The organism is Photobacterium indicum (genome assembly GCF_003026215.1).
Classification (GTDB): Bacteria; Pseudomonadota; Gammaproteobacteria; order Enterobacterales; family Vibrionaceae; genus Photobacterium; species Photobacterium indicum.
Map to the genome: position 1 here is coordinate 254689 of NZ_PYOC01000001.1, position 25376 is coordinate 280064.

A 25376-nucleotide genomic window follows, 5' to 3' on the forward strand; every position below is an offset into this window, starting at 1 on the left:
TTTATAATCGTTATTATGAATATTCAATTAATAATTATGCCAATTATCTACTGGTATTAGAAGGAAATAGAAAAGTTACCAATAATTTGATTATTGCTATTAGTGATACTTCCTTCACATGTTTCTTCACAATATGAAAGTTTAAGATTAATATCATCTACATTGCCTTTCATTAAAATGTGGCGCAATAAAATATCACCATTTAATTGGTGGATTAATGCTTTCCAAGAGATTCCACCGTTTAAAATATTAAAGTTTACTATCATTTATTCACCTTTATTTTTGTTGTGCTATTTTCTTCACGAGATTGTTGATACCAAAATCTTTTGCGACCGATTGAACGAGACATAAGCATCCTTAGCTTTATTATCTGCATGGCAAATCACAATAAGTACAAATTTAAATGTGATCTTAAGCCATTGATATTTAATGTTAATGGTATTAATTATAATATAACGAAATGAATAAGAAACGTAACGACATATACCAAAAGCAGATGTTTGAAATGTTAATCTTTTCTAAACTACGATATAAGTTATTGATTAATAATGTTTAAAATTGACGTAAATGATGATTAAACCATTTACGTCGACTTTCGAAATTAAAGCGCTACTACGTTAGCTGCTTGAGGGCCTTTTTGGCCCTGTTCTACTTCTAAAGATACTTTTTGGCCTTCAGCTAGTGTTTTAAAACCTTCTGAAGCGATTGCACGGAAGTGAACAAATACGTCAGCGCCGCCGTTGTCTTGAGCAATGAAACCAAAACCTTTATCTTCGTTAAACCATTTTACTAGACCAGTTGTTGTATTAGACATGTAGTGTCCCTTAATATTTAAATTCATAAATTATCACGATAGTGTGATGTGCTGAGAGCTTGAATTATTGAATGTTACGATGAAGCTAAGGGAAACGCTGAGGATAACAACACTAACGAAGAAATACTGAGGTTTTACTTTTACTTGAGGTCTCATTAATAACTCTGAACAACAGAGCGAGATGGATAATATCTTAATGTCGAATATTGTAAAGGTTTATTTTAGAATATTAAAATTGAAACTAACATTCTTACATTAACCAAGCTTACCTCAAGGTGCCCACTTCAACAAAGTCGTAGAGAACACTTTGCCCCTGAAATCATTTTTTAGTTTTTTTGTTGGTATGGTTCATCTCACATCCAATGAGTTGCGTTGTTATCACGTATCCGAACAGAAGCTCGATGAAACATTGGATTTCTATTTCTTACACAAAGATTCTTGTGTGATGTTACCGAGTTTATTAACCGCCGATTAACACTGTTGGCATACCCATAATTATAGTGCCGCCATGCGCAGTTAAATCGCCCATACGAGCGGCTGGTTTGTTGTTAACAAGAACCGTAGCGCTTCCTTTTACGACGCTATCAGGTGGACCAACGCAGATGCATATTTGCCCCACGGTAGCTGCCGGTAAATTACCAATCAGCACTGTTGTTGGTAGAGGTAAAAGAGGGCCACCAACGTGTGGAATCGGCACGATGGCAGGGGTTTGCATTGGACACATATGCATATCAGTTGCTCTTGCTGCTGGTAACATTTAAGCCTCCAAAACCTTACCATTACCACCTTTAGCAATGTCTATACCAATATCGATAAATGTTTTATAACGCTCTTTTGCTTCTTCGCCATCAGGGAGAACCGCCGTCAGGTTAATGCAGCCCGCGACAGCTTGTGCGTATAAATACTCAGGAGGCGGAACAATAGGATCGCTAGGGCTAGTCATACTTCCACCACTCCAAAATGCGGCTTGCGCAGCCCAGCCAGCACCCGAATCTAACCCTGATATTTCAGCCATCTTCTCTGCGAATCGACGATTGGTTTCATCGGGAGTATGTACCCATGATTTGGCTGATTGGATGGCATTTTCTTCCGCCTCATTCCAATCGTGACGACTTAAAGCGCAACAGCTTGCCCACCAAATAGATTCACGAACAGGCAGCGCATGAGCAAGGTAGGTTACCGCTTCAGAAAATAATTCATCGTCAAGAGCCGCATATATGAGGTCGTAAGGTAAATGATGTTCTTCAGCGAGTGGTAATAGGGGCGCACTTGCCTCAAAAAGCACTAAAATTTGCTTTGCATCAGTATAAGGTATTTTTAATAGTTTCATCAGTTAACTTTGGCTATTGCCCCTTGTATTTGTACCATTGCACCAGCTTTTACTTGTGTCATGGCACTGCCATTCAAAGTAACGAGAGTGCCCTTAACATCTGTTTTGCCTTTACCCTCAATGCTGACCATTGCTGCTTTTATTTCAGTTTTTCCTTTACCATTTATTGAAATTTGAGGGGCATCTAATTTGATCCCGCTTGCGGATATTTCAATTTTACTCGCACCAACTTTTAGCTCGATTTTACTTTTTCCGGTAATGGAAATTTTACTGCCATCGACAATGACGGATGATTTTGCTTTCAGCTCAGAATTAGCACCAGATTCAAGTTGAAGATCTTTGTCACTTTTAGCGGACAAATTCTCTTTGCTGTTCATAAGCAACTGCTTTTCTGTCGTGATGCTAATGTTTTCTTTTGCGATGAGTTCGGCAGATTTTTCGATAGTTGATGTAACTTTGCCTTTCACGGTTGTCGTTAAGTCATTGTTTGTATCAATCAATAGATCTTTTTCCGCATGAAGGTAAATATGTTCTTTGTCTTTTTGATCTTCAAACCGTAGCTCGTTACCTTGCTTGCTGTTGCCTTTTGGCGTTGTTCGAGTTTTGATACCACTTTGAGATGCCGATGAATAGGCGGGAGTATTGGTTTTATTATAAATTGAACCCATAATTACCGGACGGTTTGGATTTCCATCTATATATTGGATGAGAACTTCGTCGCCAACACGAGGTAGAAAATGGACTCCAAACCCTTTACTTGCAACGCCTTGAGAAACCGGTATCCAGCATGAGGTGTTCTCATCATTTTTGCCGACTAAATCCCAATGGAATTGCACCTTAATACGGCCAAGTTTATCTCTATAAATTTCTTCGTTTTTTGGTCCTGTAACGGTTGCGGTATGTATTTGTTGTGCAATTGGGTAATGGATATACGCTGGTCTGTAGGGTGTTTTGACATCACAGCATTGAAAATGATTTTCGTAACAAACATTTCGCCCAGATTCGTCAGTGGTAATATAGTGGGTAATCTGAGTGATCAGGTATTCTTGGTTTAGGCTAGGCACTGGGTGCTTATCTAGTTTGAATTTTGCACCACAAGATAAATCACTAATGGTCGATGTGGCGGAAGCAACAACCTTACGCCCGTCTATCGCTTCCATTTGGCGTTTTACAGCATTGCGAATGTCACTTTTGTCTTCAAAGCCTTGTCCATAATGATAGCTAGAAAGAGCAGCAGGAGATTCGTTGCGTGCACTTTTGCGTATTCCAGTATCAAATACTTCAGCTAATTCTTGATTGTGATCGGCTAAAGTCAGTTTTGCGGTGCCGACTTTGGTTTTTACTTTCCAGTTAGAAAGTTGATAGTTTGATGATTGACTGCCATCTCGAAAATATAACTTCTCGTTGTCTATAGATTTAAACGTTTGATTTGAATCACCTATGACAATCGTCGGCTTATTACCTGAACTATCGAGGTGATAATGCCACCCTTCTTCCGCAAGTAATCGTTGGACAAAACACAAATCACTTTCATCCAACTGAATACAATAATCATGTTTTTTACCTGCACCAGAAACTGAAAACTTAAAGAAACTACTAAAGCTTGAATCACCAAATAGTGAGTTTAAGATTTGTTTGGTTGTCATATTTTGGAACACTTGCCGATTCATACGAAAGTGCAATAGGCTGAGAGGATCTTGGGCTTCTATTTCATAAAAATATAACGATTTCTCAATATTGTAGCCAGAGAGTTCGATGCTGGTGGCTAAACCTACGAATACACGGGTGCTACTCTCTTGCTTATAAGAAATAGTGATGTTTTTTCCCAATATACTTGAGTCGATTTCATCATTCGCCGCTACAGATAATGTCATTTGAGAGCCTTGCGAAAGGCTATTTTTAGATTCAAATTTTGAAACGACATAAATTTGACTATTTGACAGTTTAACCTGAAGCGGACGAGCGTTATAAGACAATTCATCATTGATCATAATTGTCATTAATCCTTATAAATCCCAAGTGAAATTAAACACTATTTAATTGCTATGATTTGGCTGTGTATCCAGAGGTTTTGTTGCTAGTAAATCATCAAGTAATTTCAACCACAATGCAATATAACCTCTATTTAATTTGAATGATATTTATATTAACATTCTCTAATTAACACGTGTGGTATGAAGGGGTTTTAATTAACCACAAAAGCTGAGTAATCGCTCTAAAATAACATTCATGATACAACGCAACTTATTTTTATGAGACTATGTTTATAAAAATTATACAATAATATTTACTTACAAACTGGTTGGATGAGAACTTCTTTAAAAGTCTGTTTTTATTTATTTCAATGTAAAACAATGGCTTACTGTATTTATTGTAAGGTTGTATTGTGATTTCTCTTCAATCTTCTAAGTTTCTAGTTAGAAAGTGTATAAATAATCGGGCATTATGTATGCTGTTTGGTTATAATCCACATCAATGATTTTGAGTTGAAGTTTATTTATAGAATAAAAATATTTTCATGTGATTTATAAAATCTAATGTCGTTAGATTTATTATGCAATCAATTTTATCGCGATTGAATGGGCACTTCAATATTTAAGTGTCAACTTTCTGGTGCGTTTTTTATATGAAAGTGAACTTATAAAACTAAAAAATTAAATCAAATTTGGATTGAAATGCTGCTTTCTTTAAAAAATGTTTCACTGCTAATCGAGCCTATATCTGAAAACTTGCCGTGTGGGGAATATTTAAAAAATAATAAAAATTCCTTCCGTCCATTACGTAACGAATTTAATGTTGCGCAAACGTCGCTACGTAAATTAAGCCAAAACCCGAGTCTCGAAGATCTTGATGGACTGACAGAAGAAAATCACCAAAATTGGCTTATGTTGTCAGAGTCTTTGTTTGGATGTTTTTCGAATGTTAGTCGAGATATTGAACTCATAGGTTGGTTTTTCACATCACAAATATTACTCGACTCATCATTAAATGGTGCTGCAAATACGCTGAATTGGCTTGCTGATTTGGTTGAGCATCAATGGACATCGCTAAATCCGGTTGTTGCGACAGAAAAATTAAAAAGTGATACCGAAGCAGGGCAAGTTGCAGAGCAAACACAAGCGAAAGTTAAAGCATTTTTTCAAATGGTTGGTGACAGCGAACAAAGTAGTCTGGTTTATGCCCCATTACTTTTACAGCCTTTGGTTGGTGGCGTTACATTTTTTGAATATCAGAGTTCAGAGCAAAAAGGTCTAATTAGCCAATTAAAACAGCAAGTATCATCTAATGTTGCGCATGAGCGTGCTGCTGTACTTCAAAAGCTTGAAAATATTCATCGATGCTTAACTGAATTAGAACGTTTAAGAAAAACGACCTTATCCCATACTCAATCCTCTGGCGTAAGTGCTCCCAATTTTGGTTTTCTGAAAAGTTTATTCACTAAATATGATTGCGCTTTGCAGCAATTGACCAATATGAAATATGAGCCGAAAAAGAGCGCGATAGCTCAAGAGAACCAAGATACCAATGTAAATAATGAGGTTACTCAGCTAGAGGCGCAACCTTCGGTGCATGCGAGTGATCAGGAGGGGCTAATGAATTCTGAGCAAAACGCATTAATTTTAAGTTCAAGTAATCTTGCTGAAACAGCTTCAAACAACCGCATGAATCGTGATTTAGCGTTTCATTTACTGCGCGAAGTCTCGGACTATTTTCGTCAAAGCGAACCTCATAGCCCTGTCTCCTTTTTACTCGAAAAGGCGATCCGTTGGGGATACTTACCGCTACCTGAATTGCTGCAAGAAATGATGGAAGAGCAAGATGGGACCAGTTTGAATAAAATTTTTAATGCCGCAGGGTTGAACCATCTTGATCAGGTTTTGCTGCCGGATGTAGAGGTACCCAATGTCGACATTAAAAAACCTTCAGCTTTTACAGCCTCTTCACCAAACGTGACTCCTGTAAAAATGGAACCTGTAAAAACTGAAAACTTCGTATCAGAGGCTTCCACTGCTGATACTCAATTACCAAGAAAGAATGAAGTCCGAGCACAATCTAATACAACAGCACTAGATTGGTAAAGGGCTCTCACTAATAAGGAAGAATGATCATGGCAAGTATATACATGCGCGTTGAAGGCCTAGATGTAAAAGGTGGCGCGACAATTACTGATGTTAAAGCTTTAGAAGGGAAAGATGAGGGTTGGTTTGCAATCTCTTCATATTCTTGGGGAGCGGTACGTAATGTAGCTATGGATATCGGTAATAGTAACAACGCCGATTCAGGCATGGTTGCGATGAGTGAAGTTAACGTTTCTAAGCAAGTTGACGGTGCATCAGAAGATCTACTTTCTTACCTATTTAACCCTGGTAAAGAAGGGAAAACAGTCGAAATTGCATTTACCAAGCCTCAGCATGATGGTCAAGGTGCAGAAGTATATTTCCAAATTAAACTAACGAAAGCGCGCTTAGTCTCTTACAACGTAAGTGGCTCTGATGGTTCTCAACCGTACGAAAGTTTAGCTCTTTCTTACATCGAAATTTCTCAAAAACATAATTATGAGAAAGACGGCGGTGACATGGTTTCTGGTGGGATTGTGACTTACAACCTACCTATTGGCAAAATGACGTCTGGCGCGAAGTAATAATTATTACTAGGTGTCTTACCTTAGGTAGGGCACTTAATTACGATCATAAAATGATCTATTAGGACCTATCTATGGCATTAAATTCACAGCACAAACGTGTGAGCAAAAACCGTGTCAGCATCACTTATGATGTTGAAACAAATGGCGCAGTAGAAACCAAAGAGTTGCCTTTTGTCGTCGGTGTTATTGGTGACTTTTCAGGGCATAAGCCTGAAGCGGACAAAGTGGAATTGGAAGAACGTGAATTTACTGGCGTTGATAAAGATAACTTCGATACGGTAATGGAACAGATTCATCCAACGCTTTCTTATAAAGTCGATAACAAGCTAGCGAATGATGACAGTCAATTTGAAGTCAGCATGAGCTTCCGCTCAATGAAAGACTTCCATCCTGAGAAATTGGTTGAGCAAATTGATCCACTAAAACAGTTGGTTGAAACACGTAATCAGTTGAAAGTGCTTTTAAGCAAAGCTGACCGTTCTCGTGATTTAGAAAAACTATTGAAAGAAGTGCTGCAAAGTACGGACGCAATTCAAGGTTTAGCTGAAGAGTTAGGGCTCAACAACGAGGGAGCAGAATAATGTCTACTGAACAACAAACTCTCGAACAAGCGAATGTTGAGACTGAAACAGCGAGCTTTTTGGATCGAGCCATAACAGCAACAGCACAAACACCTGTAGATACAACCAAAGAATTGCTGGGTATTTTAACCTCTCAAGCTCTTGAAGGTACGGTAACGTGGGATAACAATCTAACGTTAACGATTGAAAAGGCCATCAGCGCTATTGATAGCAAGATCTCGCAACAGCTGTCGATCGTAATGAAAAATAGCGACTTCCAAAAATTGGAAGGAACATGGCTTGGTCTACAAAAATTAGTAAAAAATAGCGAACTTGGTCCTGATTTAAAGATCAAATTGGCTGATTACACAAAAGATGAACTGCTTGAGCAATTCGAAGATGCACCAGCAATCGATCGTAGCCGTTTCTTTACCATGGTTTACCAAGAAGAATTTGGTACTGCTGGTGGTCAACCGTACGGTGCTTTAATTGGTGACTACGAATTTGGTTACGGTGATGAAGACGTTGCATTGATGCGTTATATGGGCGAAGTGGCTTCGGCTTCACATTCACCATTTATTGCGGCTGCAAACGCAAGCATGTTTGATTTCAGCTCATTTGCAAGATTTGCAGATGGCAAGCCTGTCGCAGCTGGTTTTGATTCTCCAGCTTATGCGAGTTGGAACGCTTTCCGTGAAAGTGACGATTCTCGCTACGTGGCATTAACACTGCCAAAGACAATGGCTCGCCAACCCTATGGTGCGGCCACAGTACCCGTTAAGTCATTCGAATTCGAAGAGCTAAATACGCGCGATAATGGTCAACAAATTGTAGAGGATGATTCAGATTTTGTATGGAGCAATGCTGCTTATGAATTCGGTCTTCTAATGACTCAAGCGTACACACAGTACGGTTGGTGTACTGCAATTCGTGGAACAGAGAATGGCGGTAAAGTTCAGAACTTACCTAATTTTACTCATTACTCAAATGCTGGTGATTTAATTCAGCAGTGTCCTACTGAAGTGAACCTAACGGATGAACGTGAAAAAGAGCTAAGTGACCTTGGTTTCCTTCCTCTAGTTCATTATAAAAATACCAATTTCGCGGTATTTATGGGCGCACAGACGACACATAAACCGAAGACATATGTTGATCCTGATGCGACTGCTAATGCGGCAATTTCAGCACGTCTTCCTTACACGATGGCGAGTAGCCGTATTGCTCAATACCTAAAAGTAATGGGCCGTGATCGTATTGGTTCAAACCTAGATCCAAGCGATGTAGAGAAAGATCTCAACACATGGATTCATCAATACGTGAACCCAAATGCAATCGGTAATGATGCGAAAGCACATCACCCGCTTGTAGAAGCAAAAGTGACAGTTGAAGAGCAAGCAGGGCGACCTGGTGCATATTCAGCGGTTGCATACCTTCGTCCTTGGTTACAAATGGAAGAGTTATCGACCTCGCTACGCATGGTTGCAAACATTCCGGGTTAACCCGATTCGGAGATGAAAATCTCCGGATAGCTTTGAATTGGACAGTCGATGAAAACTCATAATAAAACAACAGTGTCCCCCCTTCTATCTGCTGATTTACCGTGGCAGAAGCTATTAAAGCTTGCTCAAGGCGAGGCGACTGTTCAATTCAAAGCTTTATTAATTCAAGTAATAGCAAGCTTAGATGACTTAATTAGCCAACAACTCAATGAGGTGATGATTCATCCACATTTTAAGCAACTGGAATCAAGTTGGTTAGGGTTGCAGACGTTGACACATCTGCCTGTATCGAATCGCCGCATAAAGATCCGCCTTCTCGATTTTAGCTGGAAAATGGTCTCTAACGATCTCAATTACTCCTTCGATATAAAACAGACGGCACTGTTTAAGAAGTTGTATTCCAATGAGTTTGATACCGCAGGCGGAACGCCATATGGAATGGTGGTAGTCGATCACCGCGTTACATCTGATTATGGCGACGACGGTGAGTATGATGATCTTTACACATTACAGCTGTTAGCTGAGTTGGCCGAACGCTCGTTATGCCCGGTGGTATTAGGTGTTGATGAAGATTTTTTTGGTGATGATATCAATCGCCAATTACACGATAGCTCACGTGCTAAGCGTATTTTAGACAGCCGTGATTTTATTTCATGGCAACTATTACGTGATAACCCAGCATCACGTTTTTTGCATCTTGCTCTGCCTGAATATTTGCAACGCGAACCTTATCATCATTGTGTGGCTGGTTTTATTTATAACCAGCCAAACACTAGGCAGCATTCGTTGTGGGGCAATAGTGCGTACTTGTTAGCGATGAATGTTATTCGTGAATTTGATCGAATTAGTTGGTTTGGTTTTTTACGTTCATATAACGAAACGGGTTTATATGGTGCGATTGCTCAAATGGATCAGCCCTTGTGCGGCAAGGTTGATATCTATGCCGAAGACGATGGTTTTTGGGCTGAACAAGGTTTTGTCCCTTTGTCGAGCTTGTATCTCACCGAACAAAAAGGATTCTTTAGCAATCAGTCTGTTTGGAAAGCTAAAAATGATACGGAGCGAATGCTTGGTATGTTGCAAACCAATTTAATGGCATGCCGATTCGGTCACTATATAAAAGCTCAAATTCGTGATCAGGTTGGGCGTTACGACAGTGCAGAAGATTGTAAGCGAAGTTTAGAGCGTTGGTTGCAGAATTACATCAGCGAAGTTGACTATGGTGAAGACTCTATTATGGCGCGATTTCCGCTAAAAGCCTGTGAAGTTCGTATTGAGCAAGATCCACGAGACAACACAAGGTACCAATGTCAGATCATGCTTCAGCCTCAATACCAGTATGAAATGATGGACGCGCAAGTCGTACTTAAAGCGTCAGTATCGAGCCAAGAAGTTGGAGAGTCGGCATGAGCCTGATGGCAAAACTTGATGGTAGCTGGCAGGACGATATTGATGGGCTGCGAGATGCCATTATAGAAAATGTATGTGCACTGATTTCTAGTCGAGCTCCGATTTGGTCTTCTGTTGAAGGCGAAGCAAATCTAGTAGAAGGTTCGATCGTGCATATAGGTCTAAGCAATACCACTCGTTCACAAAGCAAATCAAATAGTGATGTGTTGGTTGCTGATATCGCTGAACTGATCCGTTTATATGAACCACGGTTGGCTCAGGTCGATATTGAACTTAATGAACAATCAGTAGGAAGTAATCAACTGCAATTTCGAATTTCCGCGATTATGCACTCACAGCAAGGTGATGAAGCCATTGTTCTGGACTCTTTGCTAGATTTTAGTCGAAATAAACTTGATGTAAGGAAGTCGAACCTTGTCTGATTCATTGCTGCAATACTTTGAACAAGAGTTGAGTTTTATTCGTGGCGAAGCAACTCAGTTTGCAGATCGTCACCCTAGTTCTGCTCGCGCTTTAGGTATTACAAAGGATGGTGTTGACGATCCACAAATAACGCGCTTAATCGAAAGTGTGGCTCTGTTAAATGGTCGTTTACAAAAGCGATTAGATGAGTCGTTCCCTGAATTAACAGATAGTTTAATTCGCTTGCTCTTTCCACACTATTTACGCCCAGTTCCATCATACAGTGTGCTCAATTTTGATGTGACTAGCGACGCCAGCGCAACACATAGTATTCCGGCAGGCACAGAATTCGAAATTGGTGATACTAGTAATAAAGCACTGTTTCGTACCACCAAAGATGTTGATTTATTTCCAGTCGAAATTGAAACCGTAAAGGTCGCATTCGCACCATTTGAAACGGTAAAGCCAGCAGGGGCCGAACAAGCAAAGGCTTTGATTGAAATCACTATTTCAGCAGTCGATGAAGGCATTGATATTTCTTTACTGGCGATGGAAAGCCTTAACTTGAATCTAAAAGGTGAAAGCAGTTTTGCTCTAAAACTGTATGACTTATTGGTTCATGGTACTTCTCAAGTTTGTATTCGAACCCAAAAGAGTACTCATATTCTGGGTAAGCAATCAATCCAACCTATTGGCTTTGATGTGGATGACACGATATTGCCTTATCAGGCTGCCAGCTTCGGTGGTTTTAAATTATTGACTGAATTTTTTGTATTTTCAGACCGGTTCAATGGTTTTACCGTGCAGCTTAATCAGGCATTAAAGGAGTGTGTGAGTAACCGTTTTACCCTGCAAATTTACGTTGATGAATTAAGTGTCGATGTTGCACGAAGCCTATCTACGGAGCACTTTTCTCTGTTTTCAACCCCGATCGTTAACTTGCATCACATGGTAGCAGATCCTGTTGAAATAGATTTTTTACAAAAAGACTATCCGATAGTTCTTGATGCGACACAAGTTCAAGACTTAGAGCTTTTTTCAATAGATGAAGTTATCGACGTTACAACGTCTGATCTCGTCACTATCCCGCAAATATACGGCGAAAAATACAGTGGTTCACAAAGCGGTTTACGCTGGCAGTTAGTGCAAAAGTTACATGAAAGCGGCGAGCTAGAAAGTGCATTGAAGGTTGCCGATCTTGAACATAGCAGCCTAAAAAATGAAAAACAGACTTGGCTAGTTAATGCGACAGTGACCAACGGCAGCAGAGTGGGCTCTTTGCCGATAAATAGTTCAGTCGAGTGTATGGAATCGATCACGATCCCAGCTGAGATGAGCTTGCTTCGTCGCCCTTCGTTGCCCATTCGCAGTAAGGATAGCAGTACTAATGTGTGGTCATTATTGTGCCATCTTCACTTTAATTATCACGCCATTCTGGGCAGTGACGATCCAAAATCGACCTTAAAAAATGTATTTGAACTGTATAACCACAACCACAGTTCACAAAACCAGCTCTATATCGAATCTTTAGTTGCAATAGATCAAGAGCAAGTGGTGGCGCCGATCCGAGTTTCAGGTCGAACGTGTTTTGCTTATGGAACAAAAATTACAGTGACACTCGATCCGACCAATGTTAACGGCGGAATTACCATGTTTAGCCATCTACTTGATCACTTTTTTGCTTTCTTTGCGGGCTTTAACAGCTTTACTCAAGTGGATATCAAATTTGAAGGCCAAGATGCGCTGTATATCGCCTTCCCGAGGAGAACCGGATGCAAGAGTCTCCTCTAGTGCGTTTTGATGCGATGCAAAATCGTTCGGATCTTGAGCGGGTATGGCAATGGTTCAAGCACAAGGCGGATCATTTAGGTGTTCGTCCTAATGTTAGGTTCAGTGTTGAGCAGCTACCAGCTCATTATCATAGCCAAGTTACGCAAGTATATGCGGATCGCGCTAATCATTATGTGGTGAAGACTTCTCTACCTGGTCTTTCTGGTAGCCAAGCCAGCATGCCTCGTTCTATGTATCAACAGGCGCTAGTAACCAAATTTGATTTAGGTAATGAAGCGGCGGTTGAGTTTTTTGACACATTCAATAATCGCTATTTTCGCCTCTATTGCCAAGCGCAGTTGAAGCACGACTTAACCAGTCAAATGGAAGAAGAAACGTTTGCTTGGAATCGTCATCAACACTCGCTGACGTCCATGTTGGCGAGCTTATGTGGTGTGGCTGAGAATAGTGAGTTTTTACCGCAACAGCATCTTGTTCAGTACACCGGATTGCTTGGGTTGAAGCTCACTTGTCCTATCTCGATGAAGGCACTGCTAGAAGACTATTTTGAAGCGGAGTTTCAAATTGATCATAGCGAACTTGAGTATCAGCCGTTGACACCATGTTCGTTAAGTAAGTTAGGGAAGTCTGGTCAGAATACACGACTGGGGATGGGAGCGTTGTTGGGGAAAACGACGCCAATGTTAGGTCAAAAACTGAGTATAAAAATTCGCCCGAAAGATTATCGCCACTATTTGGCTATCCGCCAAGATAGGAAAATGATCAAAGCTATTGATCATTTAGTGCGCAGTTACATGGGTATCAACATCAAATACAACTTATACATGAGCGTAAATAGCCAGTATTTACCCCGAGTAAAGCTTACGAGCATTGCGGAGAAAGGGGTAAGGATAGGGCAGTCGGCTTGGATGAATAGCCGAGAAAACAAAAAGCGATATGTAGATATGCCACTCACGATCAGTTAGGACAAATAATGATAAATATTGAATTACAAAGTCTGGTAAAGCGACTTGCACCAAACGTGAAGGCATCGTTAGAGTCTGCTGCTGGCGATTGTGTAAAACAAGGGCATTATGCAATTGAATTAGAACATTGGTTCATTCAATTGTTACAACAGCCATCTCAAGGTTGGTCTGCTGCAGTAGATAAAGCTGCGATAGCGAAAGAGCGCCTAATTGAGCAGTTACAAGACAGCTTATCTACATTAGGTCGTGGTAATGATGCATCACCCGCTCTATCGCCACAGTTAGTCGAAATGATTAAAGACGCGTGGATGATCGCCTCGCTCAATCACGCTCAATTAATGGTAAATGAATATCACCTACTGTTGGTTCTCAAGCAACGCATTGGACAAGGTGCTTATAGTGGGCCATTAAGCCAATGGCTAAAAGTACTATCGTCTGAGTGGCTAAAAACTCAAGCGAAGGTCGCTACAACCCCCAGTAACCTTGAGTCGACGTCGGCCCAAAGCATGGAGCCATCACTTAACGCCGCAGGCACGCCAGCGCTGGATAAGTACTCGCAAAATTTAACCGAGGCAGCTCGAAATGGTCAGCTAGATCCTATTTCTGGCCGTGGTGACGAAATTCGCAAGTCTATCGATATCTTGTGTCGTCGTCGTCAAAATAGCCCGATTTTAGTTGGCGATCCAGGGGTTGGAAAAACGGCTATCGTGGAAGGGCTAGCGCAACAAATTGTCGACGGCAACGTGCCGCCTGCGTTGCAAAATGTAGAGCTAAGAAGCCTTGATCTGTCACTTTTACAAGCCGGCGCAAGCATAAAGGGTGAGTTTGAAAACCGCTTGAAAGACGTTATCAATGAAATTAAGCAATCAACAACGCCAATCATCATGTTTATTGATGAAGCTCATACCCTCATTGGAGCTGGTGGCGCAGCCGGACAAAATGATGCTGCGAACATTCTAAAACCAGCTCTTGCGCGTGGTGAATTTCGTTCACTTGCTGCTACAACTTGGGCTGAATATAAGCAATATTTTGAATCTGATGCTGCGTTGACTCGCCGTTTTCAAGTCGTTGCCATTAATGAACCTAGCGAAAATAACGCAGTACATATGTTACGTGGCGTTAAAAAGAGCTTAGAAAAACATCACAATGTGAAGGTGATGCAAGAAGCCATTGATGCCGCGGTATCTCTCTCTGTTCGTTATCTGCCGGAAAGAAAGCTCCCTGATAAAGCCATTAGTCTGTTAGACACTGCGTGTTCACGGATTGGTTTAAGCCAAAGTGCAACCCCAAGCCTACTGGATGCGATTGAAGAGCAAATTCAATACACCAGAAATGAGATCGAGACCTTACTTCATGAAGCGGCTTTATGGTCGATTGAAGATGGTCGCATTGATATTGCGCAGACCCATTTAGTAGAACTAGAGCAGCGTCGAGAAGGGTTAGCTGGTCGCTGGGATCAAGAGAAGCAGTTAGTTGAGCATATCATTGAGCTGCAAAATGAACTTGATGGGCTGTACGTTGAAGGAAACGACATCGCTTTGCACCCGAGTAAAGCCCTTTTAGCCGAAAAAATGGCGGAACTACGTAACATTCAAGGCGAGCAGCCATTGGTGTTACCACAAGTATCGCAACAAACAATTGCTGAAGTGATTGCACTTTGGACCGGTGTTCCTGTTGGTAACATGCTGGCTGAAGAAGTGGATTGCCTCATGCACCTTGAAAGCCACATTGGTGAACGTGTGATTGGTCAAGTCACGCCTATTGCCGAAATATCTCAAGCGATTCGTATGTCTCGTGCTGGCTTAACCGATCCTCGTAAACCTGTTGGCGTATTCCTGATGTGCGGGCCGAGTGGAGTGGGTAAAACTGAAACCGCTTTGGCGTTAACCGACATTCTATATGGTGGTGAACGCAATATTACCACCATCAACATGACTGAATTTAAAGAAGAACACAAAGTTTCGATGCTGCTAGGTTCTCCTGCAGGTTACGTTGGCTATGGCAAAGGCGGCGTATTAACAGAAGCCGTGCGTAAAAATCCTTACTCAGTTCTGCTGCTTGATGAAATGGAAAAAGCACATCCAGGTGTTCACGATATTTTCTATCAAATTTTCGATAAGGGTTCTATCTCTGATAGCGAAGGTCGAAATGTTGATTTTCGTAACACCATTATCATCATGACATCGAACGCAGCAGACAGTGCAGTCGTTAACGCTTGTGTAAATGAAAGACCTGCAGTTCCTGAACTCACGCAAGCAATCTTCCCTGAATTACAGCGTTTCTTTAAACCGGCGTTCTTAGGTCGCGCGACGATTGTTCCTTATTTTCCTCTTGATGATGAAGAGATGGCGAAAATCGCGCAATTATCACTTCGACGAATAGAGAAGCGTGTGACTGCTCATTACAACGCGACGTTTACTTACGAACCACAAGTCATTGATTTATTAATCTCGATGAATCAATCACCGGAAACTGGTGCTCGTGCGATTGAACAGTTGATCAATCGACAGCTTATGCCTGAACTCGCAAATCAGTGCATTGTAAAAATGAGCCAAGGTGAACTTATCAATTCAGTCAATATCAGTATCGAGAATCATCAGTTCCAAATAGATATTGAGTAAATACAGTCACTCTAGCAATGAGTGATACGAGATGGATGGGGCCGTAAGTGGTCTGCCATTTATAACGATTATAAAGATAACTTTTTTTGCTATTCGACTATTCACTTGCTTTAGCAATTTTGGTCTTTGAATGGCGCTTGTTGTAGGTAAATAAAATGCAAAACGAAGTATTTTCACTCACTCAGTTAGAGTGGATCCGCAATAACCTTAAGATTGCAGTGATTCACGGTGGTGATAAGTCGCAAACACAAAGCTATATTTTTGAGAATTTGAGCCCTCGTTCGACGAAGACTTATGCACCTGTAGCCCATGATATCGCCAATGCGTTACGTGAATCTGGCTTTGATTCAGTCGAAGTATTAGCGGAAGACATTCACTTAGCTAAGCTACTAGAAAGTAAAAAAATCGATTTAGTGATCACTAATAGTGGTGGACTGCAAGGTTTTGATGCTATGTGCCACTTACCGTCAACATTAGAAATGTTAGGTGTACCTTATGTCGGTCATTCGCCAATGACTGCCGGCATTCTAGATAATAAACACCTGTTTAAACATGAAATTAAAGCGGCAGGCCTGCCAACAGCACCATTTATTACTATCGGCATTGATGAAGATTTTGACAGCGAAAGTAACCAGCAAGCACTTGATGATATTGCGAGTAGTTTCCCGCGTGGATTTGTGGTTAAACCCGTTTCTGGCCGTGCTTCAATACACGTTTATCCTGTATTCGATCGCGCAGATCTTAAAGCAGTCGTAAGCAAGGTGCAAAACGCGACTAATAACATCGTGATGATCGAACCATTCCTGCCTGGTAGAGAGTTTGTGGTTGCTGTTGCTGGGGAATATATCTTTAAAAATGGCGAATTAACTCAATCGACAACCCCATTAGCCTTCTCAATTACAGAGCGCATATTAGAAGCTGACGAACCTATTTTTACTTCTATGGATGTAAAACCCATTACTCAAGATCGCTTAGTGGCGGTCAATGAGCCCGTTTTACGCGCACAGTTAGCGGAAATTGGACAAAAAATTTATCGTCAATTGGGATTACAAACATTAGTACGCGTCGATTTACGTATGGACGAAGTCGGCAATTTGTATGTTCTAGAAACCAACCCTAAACCTGATCTTAAACGACCTGAAGGCAGTAAGGTTAGCTTAGTCTGTCATGATTTGGCGCGCGAAGGGATGAATTACTCTGATCTTATTCAATCATTGGTTTTCAATCGTTTGTCATTTTTAAAGTCGAAACGTCCAATGGCGCTCAAACACTGTTTTAACCTACAGTTTGATCAAATGGCTGGCGTTTAAACGTGAGTTTGCAGACTGTAAGACAACATAGCCGATTGATTTTAGGGGCTTTATTGGTTCTCGTTTCGTTATCGCTTATTTTTGTGGTTGGTTATGCGCAAGCATTGAAAGGTTACCAACAACAAAGCCGCGACGCCGTATTGGCACAAACAGAAGCAGCGCGAATTGGTTTAGAACAAATCTTAAGTTCTGGCGTCCCCCTACAAGATATTGCTGGGTTAGAGAAAGTACTGTCGCCGATTGTCGATGCGGATCGTTCCGTGGTAGATATTCGCGTTATCTCTGGTCAGCAAGAGCTCTATCGTTATACCACCGATGATTTTGAGGCCAGTCGAATATCGATACCACTGCGTAATAAGTTTACTCAGGTGGGCTCGCTAGAGGTTTTACTCAGTGACGTGGAAGTGACAAAAGCCATCAACGAAAGTTTTGCTCCGATGGCATGGTTAATTGCTATTTCAGTCGCATTATTTGTCTTTATGGTTCTGCAAAGCCAACAAGCAAAAATCTATTTTACAGCGTTTGGTGTCGTTTTCATCGCGATGTCGTTCAGCGTCATTTTGATGGTAGGGGCTTTATATAAATCAGGCTTAGAAAATAAAGCCAATTCAATGGCTAGTATTGTTACTCATCGTTTATCCCCTGTGCTTAATCTCGGTATCGATCCTGAACGAGTGAGCGGCATGGACGAGATGTTGGCAAGTTTCCGCCAGGCGAATGATGAAGTCTCCAGTATTACTGTCGAGCACCAATCTCTGGTTATTGCTCGTAGCGCCACTGAAGGTGAAATGATGGGAGCTGAGAGCGTAGCTCAATTCCCTATTTCAGATTCGATGGGTAATCAAGTAACGATCTCATTTCATCCTAAGGTGTTGTTGTCTCAGCTGATTAATATTCTGAAGAACTTTGCGATTCTTTTTGCTGGGTGTGCGTTTATCTGTTTTGCTTTTATCCGACTACTCAGCCGTTCAGATAATGACAGTCAGGCGGAAGTGGTATTGGCACAAGTGAAGCCATTACTGTTAGTGACGGTATTAATGGAGTCGTTAATGGCTCCAGTATTACCTCAATATCTGGCGGATGTAGCGCTAGCAAATGGCTTAGATGCGGGTTGGACTTCTTATTTCTTTACTCTGTACTTTGTGGGCTTTGCTTGCTCTCTACTACCAGTGTCGAGATTGGTGGAGCAATTTGATATTCGCCGCGTATTAGCGAGTGGCATCGTGCTATCTAGCTTTGGCTGCTTGTTGTTAATGTACGAGGAGTACTTAGCGCTTATTTTGCTTGCTCGCTTTATTTCAGGCGTCGGTCAGGCAACGATTTTTGTGGCGATTCAAGCGTATATTTTACGATTTAGCGATAAAACCAATAAAACTCAAGCCGCCGGAATCATTGTGTTTTGTTTTAATGCGGGCTTTATTTCTGGAGCAGGTATTGGCGCTTTGTTAGCGGATGCGCTTGGTATCAACGGAATCTTCTTATTGTCGGCATTGGTCGGTGGTTTGATGTTTGTGTTTAGCATGGTGTTACCTTCGATGGTTCCTAATAAGCAGGTGAGTGGAAGTCTACGTGACTCTCTTCAGTCGATGTTAAGTGGGTGTGCTGCTTTACTTCGTGTCCCTTCGTTTATACGCACCATGGTGTTGGTCGGTATTCCAACCAAGATGATGCTGACTGGCGTAGTGTTTTTTGCTGTGCCTATTTTACTTAGCGAAAAAGGCGTGACGAAAGAGAGCATTGGCCAAGTATTAATGGCTTATGCTTTCGCTGTTTTGTTTGTTAGTGGCAAAGTTGCCCCGATGATTGACCGCATTGGTTCAACTAAATGGGCGTTGTGTCTTGGTAATCTTATTGCGTCTATCTCTCTGGCTATGCTTAGCACCGTCTTCTTAGTACAAGATAGTGCTTACGCAGTGCTAATCGCGACAGGATCAATGCTGGTTATGGGGTTAGCTCACGGTTTTGTAAACGCCCCCGTCGTCACCCATGTTGTGAATACCACCAGTGATAATGATGCCAACATGGTTGCGACCACGTATCGATTTTTAGAAAGACTCGGTCATGTATTAGGCGCAATAGTGGTCGGGCAACTTTTGATGCTTGTCGGTAACAGTGCAACATTTTGGGTGCTAAGTGTTTTTTTCTTAGTGGCGAGTGGTTCGCTTTGGTTATTTGACCGACCAAGCAAGCAAGGAGCCAGCGCATGAGAATTCGCCTTCTAATGTCGATGTTAAGTGTGCTTGTGTTGCCGTTGATATCTTTCCCTGTATCGGCTGATATTCCCGACTGGTTAGGTGCTGATTTAGAGGTGTCGACCCAACTCGCGTGGGAAGCGACAACTAACGAGCAATATGTCGATTTTATTCCGCGTAATAAATATCCGAAAGTGTGGGTATTGGTTTCACGTAAAGCCAATTCGTATGACACGGCATTAGCCACCATGCTCAATGTCTTTAGACGAGAGCTTGGTAATGCGACCTTTCGAGTATTCCTGCTTCCTGCAACAGATGATGCCATTATTCGATGGACAAAATTGGCGGAAAGTAAGGCCGATTTGATTTATACCGTTGGTTCTAAAGCAACCGTACAACTGCATGACTTGTACGCGGGTCAGCGACTACCGGTGGTATCAGTCAATGCAAAAGATCCGGTTTTACTTGGGTTAACAAATAATTACCTTAGCAGTAATAACAACTTTGCGTTTACGTCATTGAACCTTCCTGCGGACATTACACTGAATTTTCTATTTAAATTTAAGCCTGAATTAAGCCAAATTGGTGTGTTGTACGCGAAGAAAAATACCAGTGCTTATCTCACGCAATATTTACCGTTAAAGAAAGAAGCACAAAAACGAGGAATTGAAGTCGTCGCCTTCGAAGTCGATGAAAGCCAAGCGGATTCTTCATTAAAAATGGTAATGCAATCCCAAGTGAAGCAGATGCAGCTCTTAGATCCAAACCAATCAATCCTGTGGCTAACAGGCAGCTCAAGCCTTTTGGACCGAATTGACGAAATAAATCAATTGGCCGAAGGCATACCGCTTCTGACTGTCGTACCTGATGCGGTGAACAACACAGAGCAAAGTGCATTGATGTCTGTTGGCGTCAGCTTTGAGAATAACGCGCATCAAGCGGCTCTCTATGGGGTAAGAATTTTACGCGATGGCGTCTTGCCGCGAGATCTGCCTGTGGGCGTATTATCGCCCCCTGATATCTCGATTAACTTTAAGCAAGCTGAAGCAATTAAAGCGCAGATCCCATTCGTGTTAATCGAAATGGCAAGCGATCTTTATGCCCCAGATGGCAATGCTATTCGCGCTGCGGGTATGACAATGCGGGGAGAAACTCAATGATTGGTTTGCATACTCTAGTTCGATGTTCACTACCTGTTTATTTAGCCAAATGGCTGAACCGTAACATTGTCATCATTTTTGCCTTGTTAGGATTGTTCAGTTATTCACAACAGGCTTTCGCTTATGGAAAACCAGAACGTTTACTGCTCGCTACGCAGGAATGGTTCCCTTATCAATATCAAGAAAATGGTGTGATGAAAGGACCAGGAATAGACAAAATTAAGTGCGTAATGCGTGCGATGAAACAGCCTTATCAAATAACAATGACAAGTTGGGATAGAGCTCAGCTATTGACAGAGGTGGGTGCTCAACATGGGTTCTTCTTAGCGTCTCATAATGTTAAGCGAGACGAATATGCCATTTACTCAGACCAAATTGAACAACAAAATTGGAGCTGGTTTTCTTTATCTGATGCTACCGATGTTGATAGTGCGATGTTTAAAAGCCAAGTTGAAGTCGTTGCTCTATTTGGGTCAAACAAATGGTTTTGGCTGCAGAAAAATGGTTATCGCGCATCGATGAAACCACGCAGTGCCAAAGCGATGATTGAGCTGATGTTAAAAGGGGAAGTTGGCGCTATTTTAGGCAATGACGCAGTGATAGAAGAGACCATTAAACAGATGGGAATTAGCTATCGAGCGATCTCAAAAACACGGGTGAAATCGCAACCGTTAGGCGCATATTTTTCAAAGTCATTTGTAAAAGAATATCCACAATTTGTTGATGAATTTAACCGTGCTACACAACAGTGTAAGGGGAACTAACATGCCATTATCAATAAGAATTATCAGCTCTCCAGACGGTGAAAGTATTGCAGAATGGAACAAAGCATTTCCTGAAGAAGGCGGCGATATTGGCCGCGCTTACGGAGTAACAATGCAGCTTGGTGATGCAAGGCGTGAAGTATCAAGCAAACACGCAGTGATCAACAAAACACATCGAGGCTATCAGGTAGCAGACAAGAGCACCAACGGCTTGTTTATCAATGGATCAAGTAACGCGCTCGGCAAGGGTAACCAATCTGTGCTTAACGATGGTGATGTACTTGATGTTGGGCGTTACCGATTATTAGTGTCGTGCTTTATTCCCGATCAAGCTCGCGCCCAAGAATTTAATGAGCTTACTCAGGGTAATGGTGCCTTTGGTGATGACCCATTTAGTAGTGGTAATGATCTCGATATGGGTCAACGTTTCGAGCCTCATGCATCCCAAGCGACTGCATATATTTCGACAACACGCGAAAAGCCAGTTGAAGTGGAAATGCGACATTCTGATGTGGTTGAAGATGACCCGTTTCAAGTTGCTACTACACATAAAAAAACACAACGAAATGATTTTAATATGAATTTCAGTGCGTTGGATGATGATCCATTAGCCGAGTCTGACTTTCAGTCGACTTTTCTTGTCAGTTCAAAAAATGATATTTCACCGCCGATTTCATCTTCTTCACAAGATCGTTCTGTGACTCAATTCCGTTCGAGTGAAGATCGAATGCAGCAACAGATGGATAAAGCATTAGAGATGGCTCTTAATCGTCTGTTGACGGATATTTCACCACAAGGGCTTGAGTCTATGTTTGATGACTTAATGGCGCCGCGCTTTTGGCAAAGTAAACCTAAGTATTGGGATATGTATAAGCGCTATTTTAGTCGTCAGATGGACAATCGTGATTGGCAAATCAAGTTTCATGCGTACTTTCAAGATGCGATGCGCTTGCAAAGAAACCTGGAAGGAGAAAATCAATGAACCGACTGATTATTGTCGTGATGATTACATTGCTCTCAGGTTGTAGTTTTTGGGGACAAGAAGATATTACCCCTCAGCTGTTTTTGAAGATTAAAGCGGCATCCAATATCAATCCGAATGTTGAAGGTAAACCCTCACCGATAGAAATTCGAGTCTATCAATTGAGTGACAGCCAAGCGTTTGAACAAGCTGAATTTATTCAATTATATAACGATGCGCAAGGCGTACTTAAAGCAGAAGTTCTGTTAACTCGTGAACTGGCAAGCCTTCTGCCTAGTGAAGAGCGAAATGAGACTTTGCCCTTAGCTTCTGAGACTAAATACATCGGCTTTATTGCTGGGTTTGCCGACTATCGTGAAGCAAAAAACAAAGCCATTTATCAACCCATGGTATTGGGTTCATCTGCAATCAATATCGTGCTAGATGGCATCAACCTGTCTATATCGGGTGAAGAGGAATAATTATGGATAAGAACAAAGTGGTTTGGAGTGAAGGCATGTTTCTTTCACCACAGCATTTTCAGCAGCAAGAACGATACATCGAGAACTTTACTCGTGAATATGCGGGTCAAATGACGGCGCAATGTTTTGGTCTTACTCAGTTAGAGCTGGATCGTTCAATATTGAACATTGGTAAAGTGTCTGTTCGTAAAGCGAAGGGCATTTTTCCTGATGGCACACCATTCGAAATTAAACGTGGGCTGGTTTTAGATGTGCCGAAAAACACCGCTCATAAAAAAGTCTATCTGGCTCTTCCTCTTTCCATGCCTGGTGTTGTTGATGTTGGTGAAGGACAGCGTTTAAGAAACGCGCCTCTTGAGCATCGCGTATTTGATAGTAGTCGAGAACATAGTGAACCGGTACAACTAGAGTTAGCCGAACTTAATATTGAACTCAAATTGGAAGGGCAAGAGCTGCAAGATTATACCCTGATCGCAGTGGCAGATATTAGTGAGCATAAGTCTGAAGGTGCGGTGATATTGAATCAAGCATTTGTGCCTCAGTGCTTGCATTTTGGGCAGTCTAATTACTTAAAAGATTGCGTAGCAGATGTATTTTCTCAGGTGCAATACCGCGCACGTACAATTTCAACAAGGTTACAGAAAGAACATAGCAGTAAGAGCTACCAAGCTCTAATGCGTGATTACCTATGGTTACAAGCATTGGGTGCTTGGATGCCCAAATTGCAGCAATGGAATGAAGATCCAACGTTGCTGACTAAGTATTTGTATTTGGAATGCACCTCAATGGCAGGCCAGCTGCAAGGGCTTGAAGGTAAGATGCCAAAAACGTTTATGCCTTGGGATCAAAATGACCTGTATGGCGTATTTTCAGCGGTCTTTTCTGAGTTGTTCGTGCTGTTGCGTGAAGTTCAAATCGATAACGTAACCACCCTCAAATGGGACACTCAGCTATTTACGAGCCGTCGGCTACTGCGCACGATTGTTCAAGATCGAAGCCTATACAACGAGGGGCGCTTTATTCTGGTGGCAACGTCAATTATTGGCGCTTCTCGTTTGAGTGAAGAGTTTCCTCAGGCAACGAAGCTTGCGGGCAATAGCGATATTGCAGGCTTGGTACGTAATGCACTTTCTGGCGTCTCTTTACGTAATTTGCCTTACGCTCCAGCGGAACTGAAATCGAAGAACGATGCCGCCTATTTTGAGCTCGATACTAAGTCTGAACTTTGGCAATCGCTAGTGAAAAAAGATGAACCGATCGCCTTGCATATCGACGAAAGAATTGACGATATTCAAGTCGAGTTTCATGTGATTAGGTAGGCATTCGATGACTGGATTATTTAACGAAGAACCAACGATAGTTGTGCAGCGTAAAGCGGCTGAAACTGTCCATAATACAAGTGAACTCAGTACGCTGACGGCTGAACTATCCGGTACCGAGCGATTAATTGAGAACTTTGCCGTATACGAAAGCTCATTACTCAATGCTGCGACAGAGCTGTTAGGTATGTTGGTTACTTTGCCTCGTCAAACGAGCCCAAGAGATGTCGAACGCTTTAGGCAACGTGTGCTTGATGCCATCGTGGCTTTTCGTCAGCGTGGTCTTTATCTTGACTATCACCCGAGCATTATCGAGAAAAGCTGCTTTGTATTATGCGCAGCTTTTGATGAAGCCATTCTTTATACCTCTTGGGGTGAACAAGCGCGTTGGGAAAACCACTCTTTATTGAGTAAAGTTTTTTCGCAACGTAATGGTGGAGAAGCATTTTTTGTGTTGCTTGATAAAGCGAGCCAACAACCCGCCAAACTAGTGGGTTTTCTTGAGCTGCAATATGTGCTTTTGATGCTTAATTTTAAGGGCCGCTATCGTCATGAAGATGAAAATCAGCTGCACGAAATCAAGTCGAACGTGTATGGCATCATTCGTCATTACCGCGCTGAAAACACATTACTGATCCCTAAAACACCAGAATTGATCCTTGGCAAACAGCCATGGCGAATGCTCAGTTTCGGCAAGATGATGGGTTTAGTTTTTCTTTGTTTAGGTATGTGTTATGGCGCATCTGAGTATTGGTATTCAAACCGAAGTCAGCCTATTTTGCATCAATTTAGCGCTATCGATATGTCTGGTGTCAGCCTGAAAAGTGAAAATCATGATCTCGTTTACATCAGTACCGATGCCGATATCGATCAAGTTGAACTGAATCCGATCAGTAATGAAACACCGAAACCCAAAGTGGCAGTTATCCAATGGGAAGTGGTCTTAGCCGTTTTCACTCGTTCATCCGATGCCGTGCGAATGTCGGCTGAATTGCAGCAAGCGGGTTATGAAGCGTTTACCCGCGAAACTGAGCACGGCATCGAGCTATTTTTACGCGCTGGTGACAACTTGACGGTGATCCGTAAATTGAAAAATGAGCTTAATGTTCGTTTTGGTTTGAACGCCACGATTAGAAGAGCGCAGAAGTAAT

Annotated in this window: 22 protein-coding genes; 17 read left to right on the forward strand and 5 right to left on the reverse strand. The window is 41.7% G+C overall.

What is annotated here, in order from left to right:
* Positions 1-56 precede the first annotated feature (56 nt).
* The 5 genes from C9J47_RS01060 to C9J47_RS01080 all read right to left on the reverse strand — a co-directional run bounded on the left by C9J47_RS01060 (position 57) and on the right by C9J47_RS01080 (position 4135).
* Positions 57-266 (reverse strand): hypothetical protein, encoded by a 210-nt coding sequence (locus C9J47_RS01060; RefSeq protein ID WP_107251854.1) that lies wholly within the window; start codon positions 264-266, stop codon positions 57-59.
* Positions 267-601: 335 nt separating this feature from the next.
* Entirely contained in the window at positions 602-814 is a 213-nt protein-coding gene (gene cspE, locus C9J47_RS01065; protein ID WP_107251855.1) for a transcription antiterminator/RNA stability regulator CspE, read from the reverse strand.
* A 460-nt stretch (positions 815-1274) separates the two neighbouring features.
* Positions 1275-1571 carry a PAAR domain-containing protein gene (locus tag C9J47_RS01070; protein WP_107242672.1) on the reverse strand — a complete coding sequence of 99 codons (297 nt, stop codon included), beginning with the start codon at positions 1569-1571 and terminating at the stop codon, positions 1275-1277.
* On the reverse strand, positions 1572-2144 hold the full coding sequence (locus tag C9J47_RS01075) for a DUF6931 family protein (protein WP_107251856.1): 573 nt from the start codon (positions 2142-2144) through the stop codon (positions 1572-1574). It lies immediately after the preceding gene.
* Positions 2144-4135 (reverse strand): type VI secretion system Vgr family protein, encoded by a 1992-nt coding sequence (locus tag C9J47_RS01080; protein ID WP_107251857.1) that lies wholly within the window; start codon positions 4133-4135, stop codon positions 2144-2146. Before C9J47_RS01080 ends, C9J47_RS01075 begins: the two co-directional genes overlap by 1 nt.
* A gap of 684 nt (positions 4136-4819) precedes the next feature.
* Between C9J47_RS01080 and C9J47_RS01085 the strand changes: the two genes are divergently transcribed.
* The 17 genes from C9J47_RS01085 to icmH all read left to right on the forward strand — a co-directional run bounded on the left by C9J47_RS01085 (position 4820) and on the right by icmH (position 25375).
* A complete protein-coding gene (locus C9J47_RS01085; protein WP_107251858.1) occupies positions 4820-6223 on the forward strand; it encodes a type VI secretion system protein TssA in 1404 nt (467 codons plus the stop codon).
* Positions 6224-6252: 29 nt separating this feature from the next.
* Complete coding sequence (locus C9J47_RS01090; protein WP_107242675.1) at positions 6253-6786, forward strand: Hcp family type VI secretion system effector; 534 nt, start codon at positions 6253-6255, stop codon at positions 6784-6786.
* 74 nt (positions 6787-6860) lie between these two features.
* On the forward strand, positions 6861-7370 hold the full coding sequence (gene tssB / locus C9J47_RS01095) for a type VI secretion system contractile sheath small subunit (protein ID WP_107242676.1): 510 nt from the start codon (positions 6861-6863) through the stop codon (positions 7368-7370).
* Positions 7370-8848, forward strand: coding sequence for a type VI secretion system contractile sheath large subunit (gene tssC, locus C9J47_RS01100; protein WP_107251859.1), 1479 nt, complete (start codon positions 7370-7372; stop codon positions 8846-8848). The genes tssB and tssC overlap by 1 nt, the downstream gene beginning before the upstream one ends.
* A gap of 48 nt (positions 8849-8896) precedes the next feature.
* Positions 8897-10258, forward strand: a complete 1362-nt coding sequence (locus C9J47_RS01105; RefSeq protein ID WP_107251860.1) for a type VI secretion system contractile sheath domain-containing protein — start codon at positions 8897-8899, stop codon at positions 10256-10258.
* Positions 10255-10680, forward strand: a complete 426-nt coding sequence (tssE, locus tag C9J47_RS01110) for a type VI secretion system baseplate subunit TssE (protein WP_107251861.1) — start codon at positions 10255-10257, stop codon at positions 10678-10680. Before C9J47_RS01105 ends, tssE begins: the two co-directional genes overlap by 4 nt.
* Positions 10673-12451: a type VI secretion system baseplate subunit TssF gene (gene tssF, locus C9J47_RS01115; protein WP_107251862.1), complete on the forward strand. Its 1779-nt coding sequence runs from the start codon at positions 10673-10675 to the stop codon at positions 12449-12451. Before tssE ends, tssF begins: the two co-directional genes overlap by 8 nt.
* Positions 12433-13416, forward strand: a complete 984-nt coding sequence (locus C9J47_RS01120; RefSeq protein ID WP_107251863.1) for a type VI secretion system baseplate subunit TssG — start codon at positions 12433-12435, stop codon at positions 13414-13416. Before tssF ends, C9J47_RS01120 begins: the two co-directional genes overlap by 19 nt.
* A gap of 8 nt (positions 13417-13424) precedes the next feature.
* Positions 13425-16037: a type VI secretion system ATPase TssH gene (gene tssH, locus C9J47_RS01125; protein WP_107251864.1), complete on the forward strand. Its 2613-nt coding sequence runs from the start codon at positions 13425-13427 to the stop codon at positions 16035-16037.
* Positions 16038-16192: 155 nt separating this feature from the next.
* Positions 16193-17347 (forward strand): D-alanine--D-alanine ligase family protein, encoded by a 1155-nt coding sequence (locus tag C9J47_RS01130; RefSeq protein ID WP_107251865.1) that lies wholly within the window; start codon positions 16193-16195, stop codon positions 17345-17347.
* Between the two features lie 8 nt (positions 17348-17355).
* Positions 17356-19554: an MFS transporter gene (locus C9J47_RS01135; protein ID WP_107252684.1), complete on the forward strand. Its 2199-nt coding sequence runs from the start codon at positions 17356-17358 to the stop codon at positions 19552-19554.
* Complete coding sequence (locus tag C9J47_RS01140; RefSeq protein ID WP_107251866.1) at positions 19551-20699, forward strand: ABC transporter substrate binding protein; 1149 nt, start codon at positions 19551-19553, stop codon at positions 20697-20699. The genes C9J47_RS01135 and C9J47_RS01140 overlap by 4 nt, the downstream gene beginning before the upstream one ends.
* A complete protein-coding gene (locus C9J47_RS01145) occupies positions 20696-21463 on the forward strand; it encodes a substrate-binding periplasmic protein (RefSeq protein WP_107251867.1) in 768 nt (255 codons plus the stop codon). Before C9J47_RS01140 ends, C9J47_RS01145 begins: the two co-directional genes overlap by 4 nt.
* A gap of 1 nt (position 21464) precedes the next feature.
* On the forward strand, positions 21465-22445 hold the full coding sequence (locus tag C9J47_RS01150) for a type VI secretion system-associated FHA domain protein (protein ID WP_107251868.1): 981 nt from the start codon (positions 21465-21467) through the stop codon (positions 22443-22445).
* Positions 22442-22906 carry a type VI secretion system lipoprotein TssJ gene (gene tssJ, locus C9J47_RS01155; protein WP_107251869.1) on the forward strand — a complete coding sequence of 155 codons (465 nt, stop codon included), beginning with the start codon at positions 22442-22444 and terminating at the stop codon, positions 22904-22906. Before C9J47_RS01150 ends, tssJ begins: the two co-directional genes overlap by 4 nt.
* 2 nt (positions 22907-22908) lie before the next feature.
* On the forward strand, positions 22909-24225 hold the full coding sequence (gene tssK, locus C9J47_RS01160) for a type VI secretion system baseplate subunit TssK (RefSeq protein WP_107251870.1): 1317 nt from the start codon (positions 22909-22911) through the stop codon (positions 24223-24225).
* A 7-nt stretch (positions 24226-24232) separates the two neighbouring features.
* Positions 24233-25375: a type IVB secretion system protein IcmH/DotU gene (gene icmH / locus C9J47_RS01165; protein ID WP_107251871.1), complete on the forward strand. Its 1143-nt coding sequence runs from the start codon at positions 24233-24235 to the stop codon at positions 25373-25375.
* Position 25376: the final 1 nt, after the last annotated feature.

Coding starts and splice junctions, on each gene's coding strand:
- C9J47_RS01085 (WP_107251858.1), top strand. CDS start 4,820: ATGCTGCTTTCTTTAAAAAATGTTTCACTGCTAATCGAGCCTATATCT.
- tssC (WP_107251859.1), top strand. CDS start 7,370: ATGTCTACTGAACAACAAACTCTCGAACAAGCGAATGTTGAGACTGAA.
- C9J47_RS01090 (WP_107242675.1), top strand. CDS start 6,253: ATGGCAAGTATATACATGCGCGTTGAAGGCCTAGATGTAAAAGGTGGC.
- C9J47_RS01140 (WP_107251866.1), top strand. CDS start 19,551: ATGAGAATTCGCCTTCTAATGTCGATGTTAAGTGTGCTTGTGTTGCCG.
- tssJ (WP_107251869.1), top strand. CDS start 22,442: ATGAACCGACTGATTATTGTCGTGATGATTACATTGCTCTCAGGTTGT.
- C9J47_RS01150 (WP_107251868.1), top strand. CDS start 21,465: ATGCCATTATCAATAAGAATTATCAGCTCTCCAGACGGTGAAAGTATT.
- C9J47_RS01080 (WP_107251857.1), bottom strand. CDS start 4,135: ATGATCAATGATGAATTGTCTTATAACGCTCGTCCGCTTCAGGTTAAA.
- C9J47_RS01070 (WP_107242672.1), bottom strand. CDS start 1,571: ATGTTACCAGCAGCAAGAGCAACTGATATGCATATGTGTCCAATGCAA.
- tssH (WP_107251864.1), top strand. CDS start 13,425: ATGATAAATATTGAATTACAAAGTCTGGTAAAGCGACTTGCACCAAAC.
- icmH (WP_107251871.1), top strand. CDS start 24,233: ATGACTGGATTATTTAACGAAGAACCAACGATAGTTGTGCAGCGTAAA.
- tssK (WP_107251870.1), top strand. CDS start 22,909: ATGGATAAGAACAAAGTGGTTTGGAGTGAAGGCATGTTTCTTTCACCA.
- C9J47_RS01075 (WP_107251856.1), bottom strand. CDS start 2,144: ATGAAACTATTAAAAATACCTTATACTGATGCAAAGCAAATTTTAGTG.
- C9J47_RS01145 (WP_107251867.1), top strand. CDS start 20,696: ATGATTGGTTTGCATACTCTAGTTCGATGTTCACTACCTGTTTATTTA.
- C9J47_RS01130 (WP_107251865.1), top strand. CDS start 16,193: ATGCAAAACGAAGTATTTTCACTCACTCAGTTAGAGTGGATCCGCAAT.
- cspE (WP_107251855.1), bottom strand. CDS start 814: ATGTCTAATACAACAACTGGTCTAGTAAAATGGTTTAACGAAGATAAA.
- tssE (WP_107251861.1), top strand. CDS start 10,255: ATGAGCCTGATGGCAAAACTTGATGGTAGCTGGCAGGACGATATTGAT.
- C9J47_RS01105 (WP_107251860.1), top strand. CDS start 8,897: ATGAAAACTCATAATAAAACAACAGTGTCCCCCCTTCTATCTGCTGAT.
- tssB (WP_107242676.1), top strand. CDS start 6,861: ATGGCATTAAATTCACAGCACAAACGTGTGAGCAAAAACCGTGTCAGC.
- C9J47_RS01060 (WP_107251854.1), bottom strand. CDS start 266: ATGATAGTAAACTTTAATATTTTAAACGGTGGAATCTCTTGGAAAGCA.
- C9J47_RS01120 (WP_107251863.1), top strand. CDS start 12,433: ATGCAAGAGTCTCCTCTAGTGCGTTTTGATGCGATGCAAAATCGTTCG.